Source organism: Urechidicola vernalis (assembly GCF_031846385.1).
In the GTDB taxonomy this organism is placed as follows: Bacteria; Bacteroidota; Bacteroidia; order Flavobacteriales; family Flavobacteriaceae; genus Urechidicola; species Urechidicola vernalis.
On the sequence record NZ_JAVRHV010000001.1, the window covers coordinates 198,127 to 216,116 of the forward strand.

The following is a 17,990-nucleotide window of genomic DNA, read 5'->3' on the forward strand; positions in this document are numbered from 1 at the left end:
ATGTTGACAGCCGTTTTAGTTGATGATATGTCTAACGCTTTAGAATTATTACAAAGCGACATAGCGTTGAATCATCCTGAAGTTTCTATTATTGGAACTGCATCTAGTGTAATTGAAGCTGCAAAATTATTAAGAATAGAAACTCCGGATATTTTATTTTTAGATATTATGCTTGGAGATGGAACCGGATTCGACCTACTTGAGATTGTACCAGAATTATCATCAAAGGTTGTTTTTGTAACGGCAAGTGATGAGTTTGCATTAAGGGCATTTAAGTTTGCTGCAATAGATTATATTTTAAAACCGTATACGGACGAAGATTTAAGCAATGCTATTGAAAAGGCAAAACGTCAATTGAGTATTGACAAACAGCGGTTAAGTATTTTGAAAAAAACGTTGGAGCAGCCAACAGAAATTCCGGAAAGGATTTCATTGAGTACACTGGATAAAATTAGTGTTGTAGAAATTAAAGACATTATTAGATGCGAATCAGATAACAACAATACTATGTTTTACTTTAGCTCTGGACAAAAAATATTTGTGACAAAAACATTAAAATATTTTACTGATTTATTATTGGAGTGCGGTTTTATAAGAACGCATCAAAGTCATTTAATTAACAAAAGTTATATTCGGGAATATATAAAATCAGATGGAGGTTATTTAATTTTAAGTAACGGTGTAAATATTCCGGTTTCGGTTAGAAAACGTGCAGAAATATTAGAAAAATTATCGAAATTATAGAATATGAAAGATTTAGAAAGTAGAGAAGATATCATAAAGTTAGTAATCACTTTTTACAACGCATTACAAAACGAAAGTGAAGAATTAAACACTCTTTTTAATGATGTTGCTAAAGTAGATTGGGAGTCACATTTACCAAAAATGTATGACTTTTGGGAGACTTTGATTTTTCATAAAGCTGCTTATAAAGGTAATCCAATGAAAGTACATTTGCATTTACATTCATTACAGAAGTTGAAAAAGAAAAATTTTGATGACTGGCTCGTTCTTTTTAAAAGAACTGTCGATGAATTATTTATTGGCGAAAAAGCAGAGTTAGCAAAAATGAGAGCAGCGTCTGTAGCGACTTCGATTCAGTTAAATACCGTTTATAAAAATTAATAATAGGGATGCCATCATAAACGGCACCCCTATTAAGTCTAAGTAACTATCTTACTATTGTTACTTAGTAATGTTGACACGCCATAATTGGCTGTCTATTTTTAATGTTATCTCTTCCCATTCTTCTAGCATAGTATCCCAAGAACCTTCTCCATTAACTTCTTCATAAGCAGGTTTTATAGGATCCATTATATCTAATTCAGCCATATTTTCCATATCCCAAATTATCACAACATCACGCCCATCATCAGCATTGAATTGATTGTCATAAACACGCATATTTCCGGTGCCTTTTTTCTCATATGCCTCCGCAATCTTTCCCATTAAAGTTTTGAATCTATAGTAGTCTCCTCTTTTCAAATCAATTAACCAAAGATTAGCGAACTTTCTGTTCACAACAGGATTAGGATAATAAGAAAGTTTCTCATTAAATCTCCAGTACTCTTGGGCTCCATAACCTTTTATAAGAGGTACTACTTCTGTATCCCAATGTTCTTCATGTCCGTCACCTGGATTCATATTTTCTAGATCGGTAAACGTGCAAGGTCCCATTACCCAAACATAGGTACCAGCATTTTTTCCACTAATTACTTGGTCCAAATAACCCTTATTAGGTGCCTCATTGTGAAATTTGTTATTGTGCTCAATTACTTTGCTTTCAAAATCTTTTTCATGCCCAATTTTTGCATCAATAAATACAATGGATGCCATTTGATAATCTGTATTCGACTCTTGAGCAAACCCATAAAGAGAAATTAAACATGCAATTAGAACTACAGAACTGATTTTTTTTGTTTTCATAATAATTAATTTTAGTTAGTAACAATATAAATAAACCCAATAAATAGGCTTGGCTTCTAATTGTTGAGGTTAATTATTAGGGGTATGAAAATTGGAAAAATGCTAATATTATGATAATATTAGAGTGGAGATTTTTCAATAGCAGTACAAATATAATTTAATTTTTTCAAAATCACAAAACTTAAGCTGACGTAAATCGCTGTTTTAAAGATTGTTGCCCTTATTTAAATTTTACAATGTCTTTTCTTGATGAAATTTTAAGTTTAGAGTAGATATTATTAATATGGCTTTTGATCGTACTTATACTTACAAAAAGCCGCTCTGCAATTTCTTTGTTTGTTAGGTCTTGTTTCATCAATTCAAAAACTTTCAATTCTTGACTAGATAGTACTTCTCTATATTTAATTTTGGTGCCTTTAGGTTTCCTTTTCCTGATAAGAACAAAATTGATACTAACAGAAATAACTAGTAGAATAACAATAATTAAATACTTAGTGTCTACTTTGTCTTTTGTAAATAATAACCTGTCTCGGGCTATATCATTCTCATATTGATCCAAATACGAAGTGTTTGGATATGATTTTTCAAGTTTTAGCAGCAATCTTTCATAATAATCCGAGGTTTCTAGGTCCTTTAAATAATAGGGCCTAGAGAAAGACGATTCGTTGGTGTATAATTGATAACTGTACAATTCGGCCAAAGGTTCGTTTAAACTGCGACTAAAGCGCTGTAATTCAACATTGTAATTTTTATAAATTATTTTTCGTTGTTCATCACTCTTTGCTTCATGTAAATTAAGTAATAGCACTTCTTGAATTGAATCAATTTTAAAGGTTGCCACATTTTGTATTCTGGAATAACTAAATGAACAAAACATCTGATTCAAATTATTTAGAGGAAAATGAATGCTGTCTTTGTTATTTGCAATGAAAACACGGTAATTACTATTGCTACAATGATTTAATAAGTGATTGTAGTCCGTTACATCACTAGAACATTTGTCTATGTATATTTTGTAGAACTTGTTTTCTGATGCTAGAAAATCACCTTTAAACTCAAAATAACCAGTAGCATCAACTTGTACTTCTTGAATTATTTTTTCGGTTAAGAATATTTCTCCTTGTTTGTAATTATCTATAATGCTTAGGTATACATTTGAATGATAAAATTCTTCGTTTACTTCTCCAGAAAACTTGAATTGACTATAACTTTGAATTGTTATAGATAAAACGAAAAGAAGTAAGATTTTAAATTTCATAGAAGGGTCTGGCTGAAACAAATATAAAACTTAATTTATAAAAAAAGAGAAGGAGTTGAAATCTCCTTCTCATAAATTAGTTACTAGTTTTTTGCAATAGTATTTCTTTCTTCTTTAAGCACGTTTCCCTTTATTCTTAAAACTTTGGTTACCTCACTTGCATTAGAAGTTACGGTGATAGATTTAGAAAATCCACCAATTCTTTTGGTATCATAACCAACCGAAATTTCGGCTGTTTCACCGGGTAAGACAGGCGCCGTAGGTTTTGATGCAACAGTGCATCCACAACTTACTTTTACCTTACTGATTACAATTGGTGCTTCTCCTACATTTTTAAATGTAAAAACACGATTCCCATCAGAATTTTTGGCAATAGCACCATAATCTACAGTTTCCTTTTCGAATTCAAATACACCTGTTTTAGCAGTTTCTTGTGCTACCATTACAGTAGATACTAGCAATAATGCAATCATTACAATTTTTCTCATAATTTAAATTTTAGTGTTAATAATGAAGCAAACATCATTAAAACTATTTGAGAAAACTGTTTTTAAGGAGTTGAAAAAGGGACTAGACCCCGTTTGAAATTGAAATTTAAAGTTCTTTTATTTTAATGTTTTTGAATTCAATTCCCTGTCCTTCAGATTGTAGGCCGATATATCCCTCGCTTAGTAATTTTCCGTCTTGTTTTTGGATTGAATCGAACCTGTTTGCAACACCACCACCAATTTGAGGGTTTGTATAACGTAATACTTCCTTGCCGTTTACCTTATGAATTACTAAAGAATCTCCATAAACAATTAAATCAGACTGTACCCATTCATTCCATTTGATAGTAGGAGAGGAGGAACTAATACAATGTCTTGGATCCATTTGTCCTTCAAAAATTACTTCAGTCCCAGGTGAGCACATATTGCCAGTTGGTCTTGATTTTCCTTTTTCTGCTTCAGCCAGCATTTGATATTCCACAGAAATTGGCCAGTCTTGCTCCTTTAAAATTGTTTCTGGGGCCTGAGAGTGAAACATTACACCACTATTTCTATAAGTGTACCCTGGAGCATCATCTAACCATTGATCTGTAAATTTATATTCAAATTTTAAATGGAAGGAAGAAAACGATTCTTTATAAAATAGGTGTGAATACCGATTTTCAAACTTATCATAGCCATCATAATTAATCTGAATTTTTCCATCAACAACACGATAGGTGTCACGGTAATTTTCACCCAATTCATGATGTTGCATTTTTTCTACCCAACCATTTAAATTTTCACCATTGAATAAGATCTTCCATTCGTTTTCTTTTTCTGCACTGCACGATAGTAGCATAGCGTAAATTGTAATTAGCAAAATAGATTTTTTCATGCCCGTTCTTATTTTATAAATGTCCACGCAACAATTCGGGTTACTTTATTACCCTGATGCATAGGAATCACTTTAATTTTTTCAGCCCCTAATTTAGTTAAAGACTTTTGCATACTAGCAACATTTTCTTTTTTTGATACTATAGATGTGAACCATTTAACTTGTTCCTTAATTAATGAACTTTGATAGAGGTAGTTGTGTAAAAAAGCTTTTTCACCACCTTTATACCATAATTCGTTCTGGTTGCCACCAAAATTACGTTTCGTTGTTTCTATACCTAATCCTTTTAACTTTCTAGCATTGGCTTCAACAGCTTCATATTGACTTCCATAAAAAGGAGGATTACACATACTTGCTGCAAATATTTCGTCAGGCTCTATAACTCCTTGAAAAATGTTCTCTTTGTTTTGTTGAAATTTTAATTGAATAGATTTTGAAAGATTATTAGAATCTATAATTTTTTGAGCATTGTTAAGTGATTCTTTATCTATATCGGTACCAACAAAAGACCATTTGTACACGGAATTTCCAAGTAATGGATAAATACAAGTAGCGCCCGTGCCAATATCTAGAATACGTGTTGGTTGATTAGAATTTTCATTTATTAAATCTTTTAAATGATGAACATAATCTACGCGCCCTGGAATGGGCGGGCATAAATTTTCATCAGAAAAAGTCCAAGAATCGATTCCATAATAGCATTTTAATAGTGCACTGTTTAATGCTTTAACGGCTTTCGGATTTGAAAAATCTATCGTTTTTGTTTGGAACTTGTTTATAAAAACGAACTCGCTTAATTCTGGATAGGCCTCTAATAGCGTTTCCATTTCGTAACCAGCATTATGAAGGTTTTTTGAATGCAGAGAATTCTTATTTTTTTTTGACATTAGTCGTTTTTTTCTTGCTTGTTTATTTTGCGAATTAATTCCTTTTTTCGTGCAGCAGTTAAGGCTTTTTCTCGCTTTAACTTATTCTTCTTTTGAGCCATAAGTCTAGAATGCTTCGCCTTATTTTTTGTGTTTTTTTCTTTTCCAGATTTCGCCATATTATAAGTGAGTTTTAAGATACTTAGCTACACCATCTTCTTTGTTTGTATCAGTGGTTGTATCGGCAATGTCCAAAATTTCTTTAACTCCGTTAGCAACCGCCACACCAATACCTACGGCATCAAGCATTTCAATATCATTAAAATTATCTCCAAAAGCCAAAACATTTTCCATTGTTAATTCAGGGAAATGACTTTTTAATAAAACTTCAATAGCAGTTTTTTTAGAAATAGATTTATGCGCTATTTCTAAGTAAGTGTCTTTAGAGCGATATCCAATTAATTCTTCAGAATAGTTTTTAGTAATATATGTAACCAAATTATCCAAGAAAGAAGCATCGCCCATTACCATTATTTTATGGGCTCCTTTATTAGATAATTCCCAGTTGTTAATTGTAATATCTATATTTTGTACAATTGGAATTACTTTGGTATTGTTCGATTCTCGGTTGGCCCAAAAATCCATTTCTGGAACATACCATTCGTCGTTATGATACAAACTTAAGTGTAAGGAAGTACCGTCTATAAATCGATTTAAATCTTTAATAATGTCTACATTAATTTCAGTACTATCAATAATTTTCCCATTATCAATAAGTAAACCTCCGTTGTAGGCAATAAGTGGTAAATGCTCATTTCCAAACTCTATTTGCAAATGCGTCATTGCTCTTGGCATCCGTGAAGAAATCAATATAAAGGGTATACTAGAAAGGCGTTTAACCTGTTCAATTGTAACTTTAGACAGTTCTCTATCTTTATTTAAAAGCGTACCGTCTATATCGGAGCAGATTAATTGAATATCCATATTACAAAATTAATCATCTTAATTAAGTTTGTAAGTATAGAATGGAAAAATTAGACTTAAGAAGTCGAAATTACAGGGAAAAATGTTTCCATACTTTTTCCTTTTTCATAAAAGTTAACTTTCTTTATTTTCGTTCCAATTCCTGAATACACAATTTCCACATGAGAATCATTTAGTTTATAGAAATTAATAATTTCAGATTCTCCCACACTTGTTATATGAGAATTAATAAAGTTTCCCTTGTTCCAGATGGTTCTTAATTTTCTTTTAAAATCTAATTTTTTAAAAAATCTATTAGTGTTAGTTGAATTTTGTTCTGTTGTCATGATTATTTGTTTTATTAATGACATAAAATTAGTTCGTAAAAACACTCATTTTCATACAATTAAAGTGAAATAACTTTTTATTAGGTTGAGACGTACTTTAAATGCAGTCAAACAAAAAACGCCCCCAAATTAATGAGAGCGTTTTAAATTATTTAGAATAAAACTAGTTTCCTGTTTGATTCATTACCATATCTTTGTCATATAAGCAGCATCCAGGTAAAGAATTATATGCTTCTTCTGGTGCATTTACTTTTTCAGTGTCATATCCAGAAGCAGCAATTGCTTTATGAATCGTTAATTCATCTGTTTTGGAAGAATCAAAAGAAACATTAATTTTCTTTTTTTCTCTATCCCATTTTGCACTTGAAACACCTTCGACACCTAAAGCGGCCTTTTCAATGGTCTTTTTACACATTCCACAATTACCGCGTACACCAAAACTGATGTCTGTGTCGCTAAATTTTACAGTTTCAATTGTAGTTGATCCATTGTTTGCAATTGCCGCATTAGACAATCCCATTGTTGCAATTACTGCAATACTTAAAATTATTTTTTTCATCATTTTAAATTTAAATTAATTATTGTTTATTATTCTATTTCTTGTTTTACACTTCCACAGTTTAGCATCATATCTCCGAAATATGGGTTTAATATTTCTGATTCTAAACTTAACCAATGGGCACCATTATCATCATTTGCCATAGGGCAAAATTGTTGATAAACCAATTGATTAATACCAAAGGTTTGTACTGCTTTTGTAATAGCATCGGATAATAACATAAAATGTACGCGCTGTTTTTCAATGTCAGTTGTTGAAGCAATTGTTTGCCCCATTGCCTTCATTTCTTTTTCTAATGGCATCCATAGTTTGTGAGACTTTGAATTGGGTAACAATTTCATGTTTACCTTTTTAAGACTTTCTAGTAAGATAGAAGCATTAGAGTTTGCTGTTGACGCATCATCTTGTACCAAAGCATCTTTTAGTACAATGTAATTATCAAACACCGTTTTTAACTGTCCTTGAAATTTTGTTGAAACTTCTATTCGTTCAATAGTTTCTTCTGTACTTTCTGTGCTGTTTGAATTGTTCATCATAGATTTTTTACCATTCAATTGCGCCGCAGCATCTATGGTAAATGTGCCATTAGTTACGATTTCTTCACCGGGCTTTACTCCACTTGTTACTTCGTAAAGATCTCCAAATTTATTACCAAGTGTAATTTCTCGCATTTCAAAAACGGGCTCCTTTGAATTTGGCTTTATATAAACGATAGATCGCTTTCCAGTCCACATAATTGCCGACGAAGGAATTTGTACGGTAGTGTTTTCTACAGGATTTTCATTGGCAACAAGACCTTCAACAAACATTCCTGGCTTAAAAAGTCCGTCTTTATTTTTTAGGACCACTCTTATGTTTACCGTTCTTTTACTACTATTCAATATAGGGTCTATAAAACTAATTTGTGCCTCAAACTCTTCATTAGGGTAGGCTTTTGTTGTTACCGAAATAGATTGACCTACTTTAAATAGATCAATCTGGTTTTCATATACATCAAAATTTGCCCAAACGCTTTTTAGATTTGAAACTTTAAAAATTGCTTGTCCTTTCATAATATGTGACCCCACATTAAGATTAATTTCAGAGACTGTCCCAGCAATATGAGAATGAAGTGTAAACCGTGTTTTAATTTTCCCTGAGCGTACTATTTCATCCAATTCTGAATTTGAAATATTCCAGTTTTTAAATTTATTTCGAACAGCCTCATATAATTTTGGTTGTGTTTCTTTAAGTTTATGAGCTGTTAGTAACTCTTGTTGTGCAGTAACTAAATCGGCAGAATAGACTAAAGCAATAGGCTGATATAATTTTACAGTTTCTCCAACCGAGTTTACATATAGTTTCTCAATACGACCTGTGTAATGCGAAGGCTGTGTTGCTGTAGCATCGGCATTTTCAACAATTTTTCCAGATAACTTCAAAGCATTTGTAGTGCTATTACCTCCTTCAATAATGGTAGTTTGAATATTGGCAAGGGCCATGGCATTATTGGTTAATTTAAACTGATCTGCAGCCAGACCATCTGCTCCGGCTTCTGCAGGAATCAAATCCATGCCACAAATTGGGCAATCGCCTACTTCTGGTTGTAGAATTTGAGGATGCATAGAACAGGTCCATTGTTTGTTTTCTTGTGCTGATTTGTTATGATTATGTGTAGGTTCTGTTGTAGAGGAACCTCCAAACAGCAACCAGCCTATAAATAGTCCAATGGCTAAAATGCCAATATAAATGCTGTATTTTTTCATTTTTTTGATGTTTTAATATTTTTTGAAATTTTTCTAACTGTGAGGGAAGAGGTGTACCAAAGTAAAAAGCCACTACAAACAGTTAACAAACCTAATAGCGAAAATATTCTCAAAATAAGATTGTTGAAATCATCTCGACCTTCGTAATCCATAGTATGAGTCATCCATAAAAAATCAAACCAGCGCCAATCTCTGTGACGAACAGTTTGAAATTTGCCATCAGTTATTGATACATAAGATTTTACTTCGTTGTTATCGGTGTATGAAATTACATAAGCAGGTAATAATTTCTCTCTGTATTCATGGTGTTTCCCTGTTGATGAAATTTTTTCGATACCACTTACTTCTAAACCGCTATTCATTCTTTTGGCTGCAATATCTAACGCATTTTCTTTTGATATTTCATTCAAGGGGTTCCCCGTTTGTGCGTTAAATAGTTGGGAGTTGTTTACCCAATAATAGGGCTGTTTACTAATATCTCGTAAGTCAATACTATATATATCTTCTTTAAAATCTAGCGTACTTGGACTTATCAAATTATCAAATTGAGTTTTTTCATAATTCATGTTTTTGAATTGGTCTCCATGGATATTGTCCAAATCTGTCCAACTAAAATATAGACCACTTATAGTCCACATTAAAAATTGAATACCAATAAATAACCCTAAATAGCGATGGATTTTACGTATCCTTAAAGCGTTTTGTCTTTTAATCATTTCTATGGTGGCTTAAATAATTAATAATACTACTTTGAATAAAATAGTTCTTGGTTGCCTCAATTTGATTCATTTGAAACTTTAATTGCAACTCTTGAATATCTAATACCTGTGTAAAATCTAGCATTCCAGATTCATATCCTTTCATTAGAATATCTTCAGCATTGTTAGCCTGTACTAAATTTTTTGTTTGAGTGTTAAAACTAATTTTAGCCGAGTTTCGTTCAGAAATTGCTTTATCTAGTGCTGTTTTTAATTTGTTTTTACGGTCTTGCTTTTGAAAAGAAATTTCTTCCTGTTTTAATTTATTTTGTTTTGTTTTTGAGTTGTATTTTTTGTTAAAAACTGGAATGGACAATGAAACCATTGGCATAAAAATATCCTTCCCATTATCGTTAAAATTCATGTCTGGTCTTTCTTGAACAATTACATAGTCCAATCCAAAACCAATCATAGGAGCCGCATCTTTCTGATTCAATAATTCTGATTGTTCTACCGAATGATAAATCTTATCATATTTGGTTAATTCTGGATGAACCACTAAATCTTCTGAATTTGTAATTTCATCTTGAAATGGAATCTCTAATTCTTGAGTTAATACGATATTGGTAGAAGTAGTTCTGTTCAACAAGTTATTAAGCAACGATTGTTCCGCATTGTAGTTTTGTTCAAGAATTTGTTGCAGTTGCTCCATTTCATTTTGACGCATTTGTAATTTTAATACATCAACTGCAGAGGCTGTTCCCACTTCAACTGAAGTCAAGGCTAAAGCCTCATAAGTATCTAATAGGTCTATGTTTATTACCAATATGTCTTGTTTGTCTTTTATCGTAATTAAGTTGTAATACGATTGAGATACTGATGCAATTAACTTTCGTTTTGCAATTACGACATCTTCATATTTAGCGTCGGACAAAGCCGTAGCATAATTTTCTCGTGCTGAAATTCCTCCGAACCATGGTAGCATTTGTTTTACAGAAAATTTTGCTTTTTGAGCACCAGTTCTTGTTTCTGGTTCACTCACAAAATAACCTGTAGAAAACTCGGTGTTTGGAATAGTATTTACTTCATTTACTTTTTCCGTAGCAATAGTAAACTGCATTTCAAATTGTTGAATTTCAGGATTATTTGCCAATGCCTCCTCAATTAAACGCTGCAATTCCTGACTTTTCACCGAAAGAGTAAAGAACAAAGTACAAAGAATTAGGATGAAGTTCTTCTGGATGTAAGGATTATTTATCTTCATAACTTTTCACTTTTAGTTTTTCATTTTTCATTTTCAACTCTTTCTTCCAACTGAATAAAACAGGTACTACAAATAATGTTATCAATGCAATTAACATTCCTCCAAAACTAGGAATGGCCATTGGAATCATGATGTCACTTCCTCTTCCTGTTGATGTTAATACAGGTAGTAATGCAAGTATTGTTGTTGCTGTGGTCATTAAACAGGGTCTAATACGTTTCTCGCCAGCCTCTACAATAGATGCTCTAACGGCTTGTTTATTGGTAGGCTTGTTGCGATCAAACGTCTGTGTTAGATAAGTTGCCATAACAACACCATCATCAGTTGCTATACCAAACAGGGCAATAAAACCGACCCAAACAGCAACACTCAAGTTTATGGTGTGCATTTGAAACAATTCTCGAAGGTTCTTCCCAAAAACATCGAAATTTAAAAACCAATCTTGCCCGTACAACCAAATCATGATAAACCCCCCAGCAAAGGCTACTGCTATTCCCGTGAAAACCATTAACGAAGTGGATACAGATCGGAATTGGAAATATAAAATCAAAAAGATGATTAATAGTGCCAACGGTACTACAATAGATAATGTTTTCTCTGCCCTTATCTGATTTTCATAGGTTCCTGTAAATTGATAATTAATTCCTTTTGGAACAGTCAATGCTCCGGTGTCAATTTTATTCTGAATGATTTTTTGTGCATTTTCAACCACATTCACTTCTGCAAAACCTTTCAGTTTATCAAACAATACATAACCGACTAAGAAGGTGTCTTCGCTCTTAATTACTTGTGGTCCTTGTTCATATTTAATGGTTGCCAATTCTCCTAATGGTACAGGACTACCTTTTTCTGATGGAATATAAATCGTGCTTAAATCGGTAGGGTCAGATCGCAACTCTCTTGGGTAACGTACTCGAACACCATAGCGTTCTCTGCCTTCAACGGTTTGGGTAATTTGCATTCCACCTACAGCCACTTTCAATGTATTTTGGACTGTTTCTATAGAGATTCCATAGCGTGCAATTTTTTCACGATCAATATCTATAAGTAAATAGGGTTTTCCAACAATTCTATCAGCAAAAACGGCTTCTACTTTTACACCTTCAACTTGTTTTAAAATGCTTTCAAGTTCAATACCAAAGGCCTCAATTTGTTTTAAATCTTGTCCTTTAACTTTAATTCCCATAGGTGCTCGCATACCAGTTTGCAGCATAACCAATCTAGTTTCTATGGGTTGCAGTTTGGGTGCAGAAGTAACTCCAGGTAATTTGGTAACTCTTACGATTTCATTCCAAATATCATCAGGTGTTTTTATTTCTGGTCGCCAATTACGGAAGAATTCTCCATTGGAATCAGGAATAAGTTGCTGATTTAAATTAAGAGATTGCCACGTTTCACGTTGTTCAACTCGCAATGACTGTCCGTTTTTCAACAAAAATGTTCCGTCATCATTCACTTTGTAGCGTTGACGTTGGCCATCTTCATTCAACATATATTCGGGTTTGTACAGAATCACATTCTCATACATAGAAAGTGGGGCAGGGTCTAAGGCAGATTCTGTTCTACCGGCCTTACCAACAACGGTTTTAATTTCAGGAATACTGGCCACAGCCATATCCAATTGTTGTAATACACGCTTGTTTTCTTCAATACCAGAATGTGGCATAGAGGTTGGCATCAATAAGAAAGATCCTTCGTTTAATGATGGCATAAATTCTTTCCCAGTATTTTTCATAATTAGGAACCCGCAAACAACGATAGTTGTTGGAATCGATAGAAAAAGGATTTTATTAGCCAAAGCCCAATTTAAAATTCGTGTATATTGTCTTCTAAATAGGGTGAAAACACCTAATAGACCAAAGGAAATCAAACCAACAAAAAGTAAGTTCCAAAAGATGGATTTATCTACGCCTAAAGGACGCCAATAACTTGCCAATAAAATGACAATGGTAATCGCAGAAATGGCAATATTGCTTAGGTTTGCGTGTTTCTCTGTGAGAATATCGATTCTTTTTAATATTGCAGAAATTCCAAAAGAAATTAGGGCGATTCCAATCCAATGTCCGTAAACTAAAGCAATGATTCCAGTAAGAACTAATGCACCGTGAACCATAAGGGCTCCTGTTTTTTTGATAGATTTTTTATTGAATAAATAAGCTGCAAAAGGCGGAATTAAAAACAATGCAACCACTAAAGAGGCAATTAAGGCGAATGTTTTCGTAAATGCTAAGGGTCTAAAAAGTTTCCCTTCTGCACCAATCATAGTAAAGACCGGGATAAAACTAATTACAGTAGTAAGAACCGCTGTTAAAATAGCTCCAGATACTTCAGAAGTTGCGTTGTAAACTATTTGGTTTATTGGTAATTTGTCATTCTGAACATTGTGAAGAATCTTTTTATGAGATTTCTCATCTCCCGTTCCTAGCTCTGTTGGAATGACGTTATTGTTTTCATCAAGATGTCTAATTATATTTTCTGACAAAATAACGCCAACATCAACCATTGTTCCTATGGCAATGGCTATTCCGGATAAGGCAACAATATTTGCATCTATATGAAATAGTTTCATTGCTATAAATACCATTAAAACTGCTACAGGAAGTAAGCCTGAAATCAATACGGAAGCACGTAAATTAAAAACCATTACAATAATTACTAAAATGGTAATTAATATTTCTAACGATAAGGCTTCATTCAGAGTTCCCAAAGTTTCTTGAATCAATTCTGTGCGATCATAAAAAGGAACAATGGTTACTTGGGAAGTTCTACCATCTGGTAATACCTTAGATGGCAATCCGGCACTTAATTCTTTAATTTTTTCTTTTACATTATTGATAACCTCCATAGGGTTTGCACCATAACGAGCCACAATAACACCGCCAACAACTTCGGCACCTTCTTTGTCTAAAATACCTCTACGTGCCGCAGGACCTAATGAAACCTTTCCAATATCTTTTATTTTGATGGCGGTAAATTCTTCTGAGGTAACTACTGCATTTTCTATATCCTCAATAGATTCGATATAACCTAAGCCACGAACGAGGTATTCTGCTTGATTAATTTCTAAAGTTTGGGCACCGATATCTGAATTGCTTTCTTTTACTGCTTTTACAACCTTATCAAGACCAATATTGTATTGACGTAGCAATTCAGGATTCACATCTACTTGGTACTCTTGCACGTATCCTCCAATTGACGCCACTTCAGAAACACCACTGGCAGATGAAAGCGCATATTTTACATAGTAATCTTGGGTACTTCGTAATTCGTGTAAATCCCAACCTCCGGTTACATTCCCTTCCTCGTCGCGACCTTCAAGTGTATACCAGAAAATTTGTCCCAATCCTGTGGCATCTGGCCCTAATGTTGGACTCACGCCATTTGGTAATAAATTGCTCGGTAGGGAATTTAGTTTTTCTAAGATTCTACTGCGACTCCAGTAAAACTCGATATCTTCTTCAAAAATGATATAGATACTTGAAAATCCAAACATTGAAGAACTACGAACAGTTTTTACACCGGGTATTCCTAATAGGGAAGTGGTTAAGGGATAGGTTATTTGGTCTTCAATATCTTGCGGAGAACGACCATTCCATTTGGTAAATACAATTTGTTGGTTTTCCCCAATATCAGGAATCGCATCAACTGAGACTGGGTTACTAGGTAAGAAACCGGTTTCCCAAGAAAAAGGTGCATTTACAGTTCCCCATCCTATAAATAGAAGGAGTAATAGTACTGCAACAAGTTTATTTTCTATTAAAAATTTAATGCTTTTATTTAGCATAGATCTTGATTTTAAACAATTAGAATAGGTGTAAAACACCGAATGCACGAAATTATCCTAATGGAATTACCATAGGATAATACAATCTATTGTTTAAAAATCAAATTAAGTAAGATTCGTCAATCTTAAAGAGTTGCCTGACGACTTTGGGTGGTGATGTATTATTGAATACTAAAGGTGATTCATCTAAAATTTCTACAGGTTGTGCAAAAGTGTATACAAATGATGAAATAATGTATTGTTGATTTAAAGATAAGGTATCAAAAGAAATTTTTAATTCGTCTTGACCTTCTACAATAACTTGTTTTTTAGTACAACAATTTTTCTTTTTTACAGAACAATCAGCAGCAGTAGTGTCCATTTCCATGCCACAGGTTTCTGCTTCTACAAAAATGGCAGTATCAACCAAATTGTCTCCACAATAATGCATATTCACGGTAAATGACATTGTAGACACTAGTACTACAAAGGCCAAGGATAGTGATATTATTTTGTGGATGATTTGTTTCATATTATGCACAAACATACGAAAAATAAAAATATGAGTTTTCAGACGAGGTGTTTGAATACTCATATTTTATTTAGTGTTTTAATTTTGATGGTCTTTTATGACTTGCTCATCGTTATATAAGCAGCATGGATCTAATTTGTTATACACTTCAGGTGTAGTCGTCACTTCTTTTGTACTATGTCCAACAGCCGCAACACTTTCATGAACTTTTAAAACGGTGGTTTTACGTTCGTCAATTATCAATGATAATTCATGAGTTTTAACATCCCAACTAGCAAACTTTACACCTTTAGTATTCAAGGCAGCTTTCTCAATTCTTTTTTTACACATTCCGCAAATGCCATCAACTTCAAAAGATACTTTTGCGTTTTTCTTTGGTTTCTGAGCTGAAATGGATGTTGCCATAAGCACTGCTCCAATAAATAAAATTATTTTTTTCATAATATTAAAGTTTAAATCTTAATCCTGTATAAAAGTTTGCTCCATTAATTGGAGCATATACCAGAGTACTATCAAAATACGGGTTAAACGGATTTTCCGATGCTATAATAGGATTATCTTGTGTAGTACCTGTAATATTTTCTCCACCTATATACACCTCAAATTTAGGAGAAAAAATCTTAGTAATTTGTGCATTTAACAAATTTGTTGAAGGTGAATATTCTGGCCTTTGATATTCTGTAGGGTTCGTTCCAGTGAATGGAAAACGTTGTTTCCCTACTAAATTATAAGTTAAATCAAACATCCAATAACTATTGTTTCTTACAGTTGTTTTGTATCCTGCATTTGCGAAAAAACGATGTTTAGGCACCAAAGGTTTACTATTTGTTCCATCTTTATAATCGGTAGAAATATCATAAAATTTATAGGATAGTCTTACATCTACATTCTCAATAACATTATAGTTAATTTCTGTTTGAAAACTATTTGCAAAACTCTTTCCGTCTAAATTGTAAAATGCAATTTCCTGCGGGTTTTCCCAATCTACAACGACTTGGTTGGTAAAATCAGTTCTAAAAAAATCAATAAGCACATCACCTTTTTTATCAAAAAGGTTGAATCCTTGTAAAAAACTAACACCATAATTCCACGCAGTTTCCGGATCTAATCCATAAACTTTTCCACCAGCATCAATTAGATTAATACTTCTGTTTGATGCAAATAATTGTTGATTTTCAGCGAATACATTAGCACTTCGTTTTCCTCTTCCAAAGGAACCTCTAATTACTGCCTTTTCCCAAGGGGCGTATCTTAAATGAAATCTAGGTGTTACAAAGAATCCTAATTTATTGTGTTGATCTGCTCTTAAGCCAGCGGTAAAACTAAATTCATCTAAATTATCAAAAGCATATTCAAAAAATGCCCCAATAGAGTTTTCATTTCTACCGTAATCAACAAGTTCTACCATTTCTTTATAGGTATCATAAGTAAAAGTAAAACCAGTTTTAAACTTGTTTCTTGTATCGCCTATAATTGAATTGAAAATTAAACTAGAGTACACACTCTCTTGCTCAATATTGTAAGTTCTTAAGCCATAATAAGAGTCTTGATTGTGTTTACTATATGCTGTTTGAAACCCAACACTTTGAAAAGGGATTTCAGGAAAAACATATCCTAATTTTAAGGCAGTATCAAAACGATTCGTTTCAATCTCACTTCCCCAAGCGTTGGTCGTCATTTTATCCGTGTCAGGATTAAAATCTACTTCACCTGCTTGCTTTTCATCATTTAAATATCGAAGATTTAGAAAACCAACCCAACCAGTTTCTACATTCTGATATTGCCAACGATTCATAACATTAATCTGGCTTCCAATAGGCATATCTAAAAAATTATCATCATTTTGATCATTCTTTTTAGATCTGTCATTTGCATGAATATAAAGACCAGTGCTCCATTTATCAGATAGTATTTGATTGAAATGGGTATTTAACTCCAATCTTCCGTTATTCGCGCCATATAGGTTTACAAATAATTTATCATCCGTAAGTGGTTTCACCAATTCAGCATTAATCTGACCTGCAATACTTTCATATCCATTTACTACACTCCCAGCACCTTTTGTTATTTGGATGCTTTCTATCCATGTTCCAGGTGTAAAAGTTAAGCCATATGCTTGTGATGCACCTCTAACGGTTGGAATGTTTTCTTGAGCAATCAATAAATAAGGACTGTTTAAGCCTAACATTTGAATTTGTTTTGTACCGGTTACAGCATCAGAAAAATTCACATCTATAGAAGGATTCGTTTCAAAGCTTTCTGAAAGATTACAACAAGCAGCCTTTAACAATTCATCTGATGTAATAGTTGAAATGTTAGCAGTAGATAAATAGGAAACACTTGTAGTTTTCTTTTTTGCGTTTAAAACCACCTCTTCCAATTCGCTTTCATCTTTAAGAATATGATGAATTTCTTGATTTGCTGAAGTAACTTCGATAGTATCTGTTCTATAGCCAATATAGCTAATAACCAGTTTTTTGTATTCGGGTTTGTACTTAATAGTGAACCAACCTTTGTCGTTGGTAGTAGTTCCAATATCAGTATCTAACCAATATACTGTAGCCCCTGGTAAGCCACTCATTTGTCCATTTTCTTGGATCATTGCCATTCCCTTTAAGGTATCTTGTGCAAATGATACCAAAGGAAGTAGCACAAATAATATAATTATGTTTTTTTTCATTTTTAAAATTTTATTAATACACAT

The 17,990-nt window shown here is 32.9% G+C and carries 18 protein-coding genes; 2 read left to right on the forward strand and 16 right to left on the reverse strand.

Annotated elements, in window-relative coordinates; all coding sequences use genetic code 11:
• Both RM519_RS00990 and RM519_RS00995 read left to right on the forward strand, forming a co-directional pair.
• Entirely contained in the window at positions 1–744 is a 744-nt protein-coding gene (locus tag RM519_RS00990; protein ID WP_311591609.1) for a LytR/AlgR family response regulator transcription factor, read from the forward strand.
• A 3-nt stretch (positions 745–747) separates the two neighbouring features.
• Positions 748–1,125, forward strand: a complete 378-nt coding sequence (locus RM519_RS00995; RefSeq protein WP_311591610.1) for a group III truncated hemoglobin — start codon at positions 748–750, stop codon at positions 1,123–1,125.
• Positions 1,126–1,185: 60 nt separating this feature from the next.
• On the opposite strand, the gene RM519_RS01000 is transcribed toward RM519_RS00995, so the two are convergent.
• The 16 genes from RM519_RS01000 to RM519_RS01075 form a co-directional block, all read right to left on the reverse strand.
• The gene (locus RM519_RS01000; protein ID WP_311591611.1) at positions 1,186–1,926 is read right to left on the reverse strand and encodes a hypothetical protein; all 741 of its coding nucleotides are present in this window, start codon (positions 1,924–1,926) and stop codon (positions 1,186–1,188) included.
• Between the two features lie 220 nt (positions 1,927–2,146).
• On the reverse strand, positions 2,147–3,184 hold the full coding sequence (locus RM519_RS01005) for a response regulator transcription factor (RefSeq protein WP_311591612.1): 1,038 nt from the start codon (positions 3,182–3,184) through the stop codon (positions 2,147–2,149).
• An 83-nt stretch (positions 3,185–3,267) separates the two neighbouring features.
• Entirely contained in the window at positions 3,268–3,672 is a 405-nt protein-coding gene (locus RM519_RS01010) for a DUF1573 domain-containing protein (protein WP_311591613.1), read from the reverse strand.
• A 106-nt stretch (positions 3,673–3,778) separates the two neighbouring features.
• The gene (locus tag RM519_RS01015) at positions 3,779–4,549 is read right to left on the reverse strand and encodes a 3-keto-disaccharide hydrolase (RefSeq protein WP_311591615.1); all 771 of its coding nucleotides are present in this window, start codon (positions 4,547–4,549) and stop codon (positions 3,779–3,781) included.
• Positions 4,550–4,557: 8 nt separating this feature from the next.
• Entirely contained in the window at positions 4,558–5,436 is an 879-nt protein-coding gene (gene rlmF, locus RM519_RS01020) for a 23S rRNA (adenine(1618)-N(6))-methyltransferase RlmF (protein WP_311591616.1), read from the reverse strand.
• Positions 5,436–5,594, reverse strand: a complete 159-nt coding sequence (locus tag RM519_RS01025; protein ID WP_311591617.1) for a hypothetical protein — start codon at positions 5,592–5,594, stop codon at positions 5,436–5,438. Before RM519_RS01025 ends, rlmF begins: the two co-directional genes overlap by 1 nt.
• A 1-nt stretch (position 5,595) precedes the next feature.
• The gene (locus RM519_RS01030) at positions 5,596–6,399 is read right to left on the reverse strand and encodes a Cof-type HAD-IIB family hydrolase (protein WP_311591619.1); all 804 of its coding nucleotides are present in this window, start codon (positions 6,397–6,399) and stop codon (positions 5,596–5,598) included.
• 56 nt (positions 6,400–6,455) lie between these two features.
• Positions 6,456–6,725, reverse strand: a complete 270-nt coding sequence (locus tag RM519_RS01035) for a hypothetical protein (RefSeq protein WP_311591620.1) — start codon at positions 6,723–6,725, stop codon at positions 6,456–6,458.
• 163 nt (positions 6,726–6,888) lie between these two features.
• Positions 6,889–7,284, reverse strand: coding sequence for a heavy-metal-associated domain-containing protein (locus RM519_RS01040; protein ID WP_311591621.1), 396 nt, complete (start codon positions 7,282–7,284; stop codon positions 6,889–6,891).
• Positions 7,285–7,313: 29 nt separating this feature from the next.
• Positions 7,314–9,029 (reverse strand): efflux RND transporter periplasmic adaptor subunit, encoded by a 1,716-nt coding sequence (locus tag RM519_RS01045; protein WP_311591622.1) that lies wholly within the window; start codon positions 9,027–9,029, stop codon positions 7,314–7,316.
• On the reverse strand, positions 9,026–9,745 hold the full coding sequence (locus tag RM519_RS01050) for a PepSY domain-containing protein (RefSeq protein WP_311591623.1): 720 nt from the start codon (positions 9,743–9,745) through the stop codon (positions 9,026–9,028). The genes RM519_RS01045 and RM519_RS01050 overlap by 4 nt, the downstream gene beginning before the upstream one ends.
• Positions 9,738–10,991, reverse strand: coding sequence for a TolC family protein (locus RM519_RS01055; RefSeq protein WP_311591625.1), 1,254 nt, complete (start codon positions 10,989–10,991; stop codon positions 9,738–9,740). Before RM519_RS01055 ends, RM519_RS01050 begins: the two co-directional genes overlap by 8 nt.
• Positions 10,978–14,775 carry an efflux RND transporter permease subunit gene (locus RM519_RS01060; protein WP_311591626.1) on the reverse strand — a complete coding sequence of 1,266 codons (3,798 nt, stop codon included), beginning with the start codon at positions 14,773–14,775 and terminating at the stop codon, positions 10,978–10,980. Before RM519_RS01060 ends, RM519_RS01055 begins: the two co-directional genes overlap by 14 nt.
• A gap of 100 nt (positions 14,776–14,875) precedes the next feature.
• Entirely contained in the window at positions 14,876–15,286 is a 411-nt protein-coding gene (locus RM519_RS01065) for an HYC_CC_PP family protein (protein ID WP_311591627.1), read from the reverse strand.
• Positions 15,287–15,364: 78 nt separating this feature from the next.
• The gene (locus RM519_RS01070; protein ID WP_311591628.1) at positions 15,365–15,727 is read right to left on the reverse strand and encodes a heavy-metal-associated domain-containing protein; all 363 of its coding nucleotides are present in this window, start codon (positions 15,725–15,727) and stop codon (positions 15,365–15,367) included.
• A 4-nt stretch (positions 15,728–15,731) separates the two neighbouring features.
• Entirely contained in the window at positions 15,732–17,966 is a 2,235-nt protein-coding gene (locus RM519_RS01075) for a TonB-dependent receptor (protein ID WP_311591629.1), read from the reverse strand.
• Between the last annotated feature and the right edge of the window lie 24 nt (positions 17,967–17,990).

Excerpts from the sequence above, each read along its gene's own strand:
- RM519_RS00990 (WP_311591609.1), top strand. The coding sequence starts at position 1 with ATGTTGACAGCCGTTTTAGTTGATGATATGTCTAACGCTTTAGAATTA.
- RM519_RS00995 (WP_311591610.1), top strand. The coding sequence starts at position 748 with ATGAAAGATTTAGAAAGTAGAGAAGATATCATAAAGTTAGTAATCACT.
- RM519_RS01000 (WP_311591611.1), bottom strand. The coding sequence starts at position 1,926 with ATGAAAACAAAAAAAATCAGTTCTGTAGTTCTAATTGCATGTTTAATT.
- RM519_RS01005 (WP_311591612.1), bottom strand. The coding sequence starts at position 3,184 with ATGAAATTTAAAATCTTACTTCTTTTCGTTTTATCTATAACAATTCAA.
- RM519_RS01010 (WP_311591613.1), bottom strand. The coding sequence starts at position 3,672 with ATGAGAAAAATTGTAATGATTGCATTATTGCTAGTATCTACTGTAATG.
- RM519_RS01015 (WP_311591615.1), bottom strand. The coding sequence starts at position 4,549 with ATGAAAAAATCTATTTTGCTAATTACAATTTACGCTATGCTACTATCG.
- rlmF (WP_311591616.1), bottom strand. The coding sequence starts at position 5,436 with ATGTCAAAAAAAAATAAGAATTCTCTGCATTCAAAAAACCTTCATAAT.
- RM519_RS01025 (WP_311591617.1), bottom strand. The coding sequence starts at position 5,594 with ATGGCGAAATCTGGAAAAGAAAAAAACACAAAAAATAAGGCGAAGCAT.
- RM519_RS01030 (WP_311591619.1), bottom strand. The coding sequence starts at position 6,399 with ATGGATATTCAATTAATCTGCTCCGATATAGACGGTACGCTTTTAAAT.
- RM519_RS01035 (WP_311591620.1), bottom strand. The coding sequence starts at position 6,725 with ATGACAACAGAACAAAATTCAACTAACACTAATAGATTTTTTAAAAAA.
- RM519_RS01040 (WP_311591621.1), bottom strand. The coding sequence starts at position 7,284 with ATGAAAAAAATAATTTTAAGTATTGCAGTAATTGCAACAATGGGATTG.
- RM519_RS01045 (WP_311591622.1), bottom strand. The coding sequence starts at position 9,029 with ATGAAAAAATACAGCATTTATATTGGCATTTTAGCCATTGGACTATTT.
- RM519_RS01050 (WP_311591623.1), bottom strand. The coding sequence starts at position 9,745 with ATGATTAAAAGACAAAACGCTTTAAGGATACGTAAAATCCATCGCTAT.
- RM519_RS01055 (WP_311591625.1), bottom strand. The coding sequence starts at position 10,991 with ATGAAGATAAATAATCCTTACATCCAGAAGAACTTCATCCTAATTCTT.
- RM519_RS01060 (WP_311591626.1), bottom strand. The coding sequence starts at position 14,775 with ATGCTAAATAAAAGCATTAAATTTTTAATAGAAAATAAACTTGTTGCA.
- RM519_RS01065 (WP_311591627.1), bottom strand. The coding sequence starts at position 15,286 with ATGAAACAAATCATCCACAAAATAATATCACTATCCTTGGCCTTTGTA.
- RM519_RS01070 (WP_311591628.1), bottom strand. The coding sequence starts at position 15,727 with ATGAAAAAAATAATTTTATTTATTGGAGCAGTGCTTATGGCAACATCC.
- RM519_RS01075 (WP_311591629.1), bottom strand. The coding sequence starts at position 17,966 with ATGAAAAAAAACATAATTATATTATTTGTGCTACTTCCTTTGGTATCA.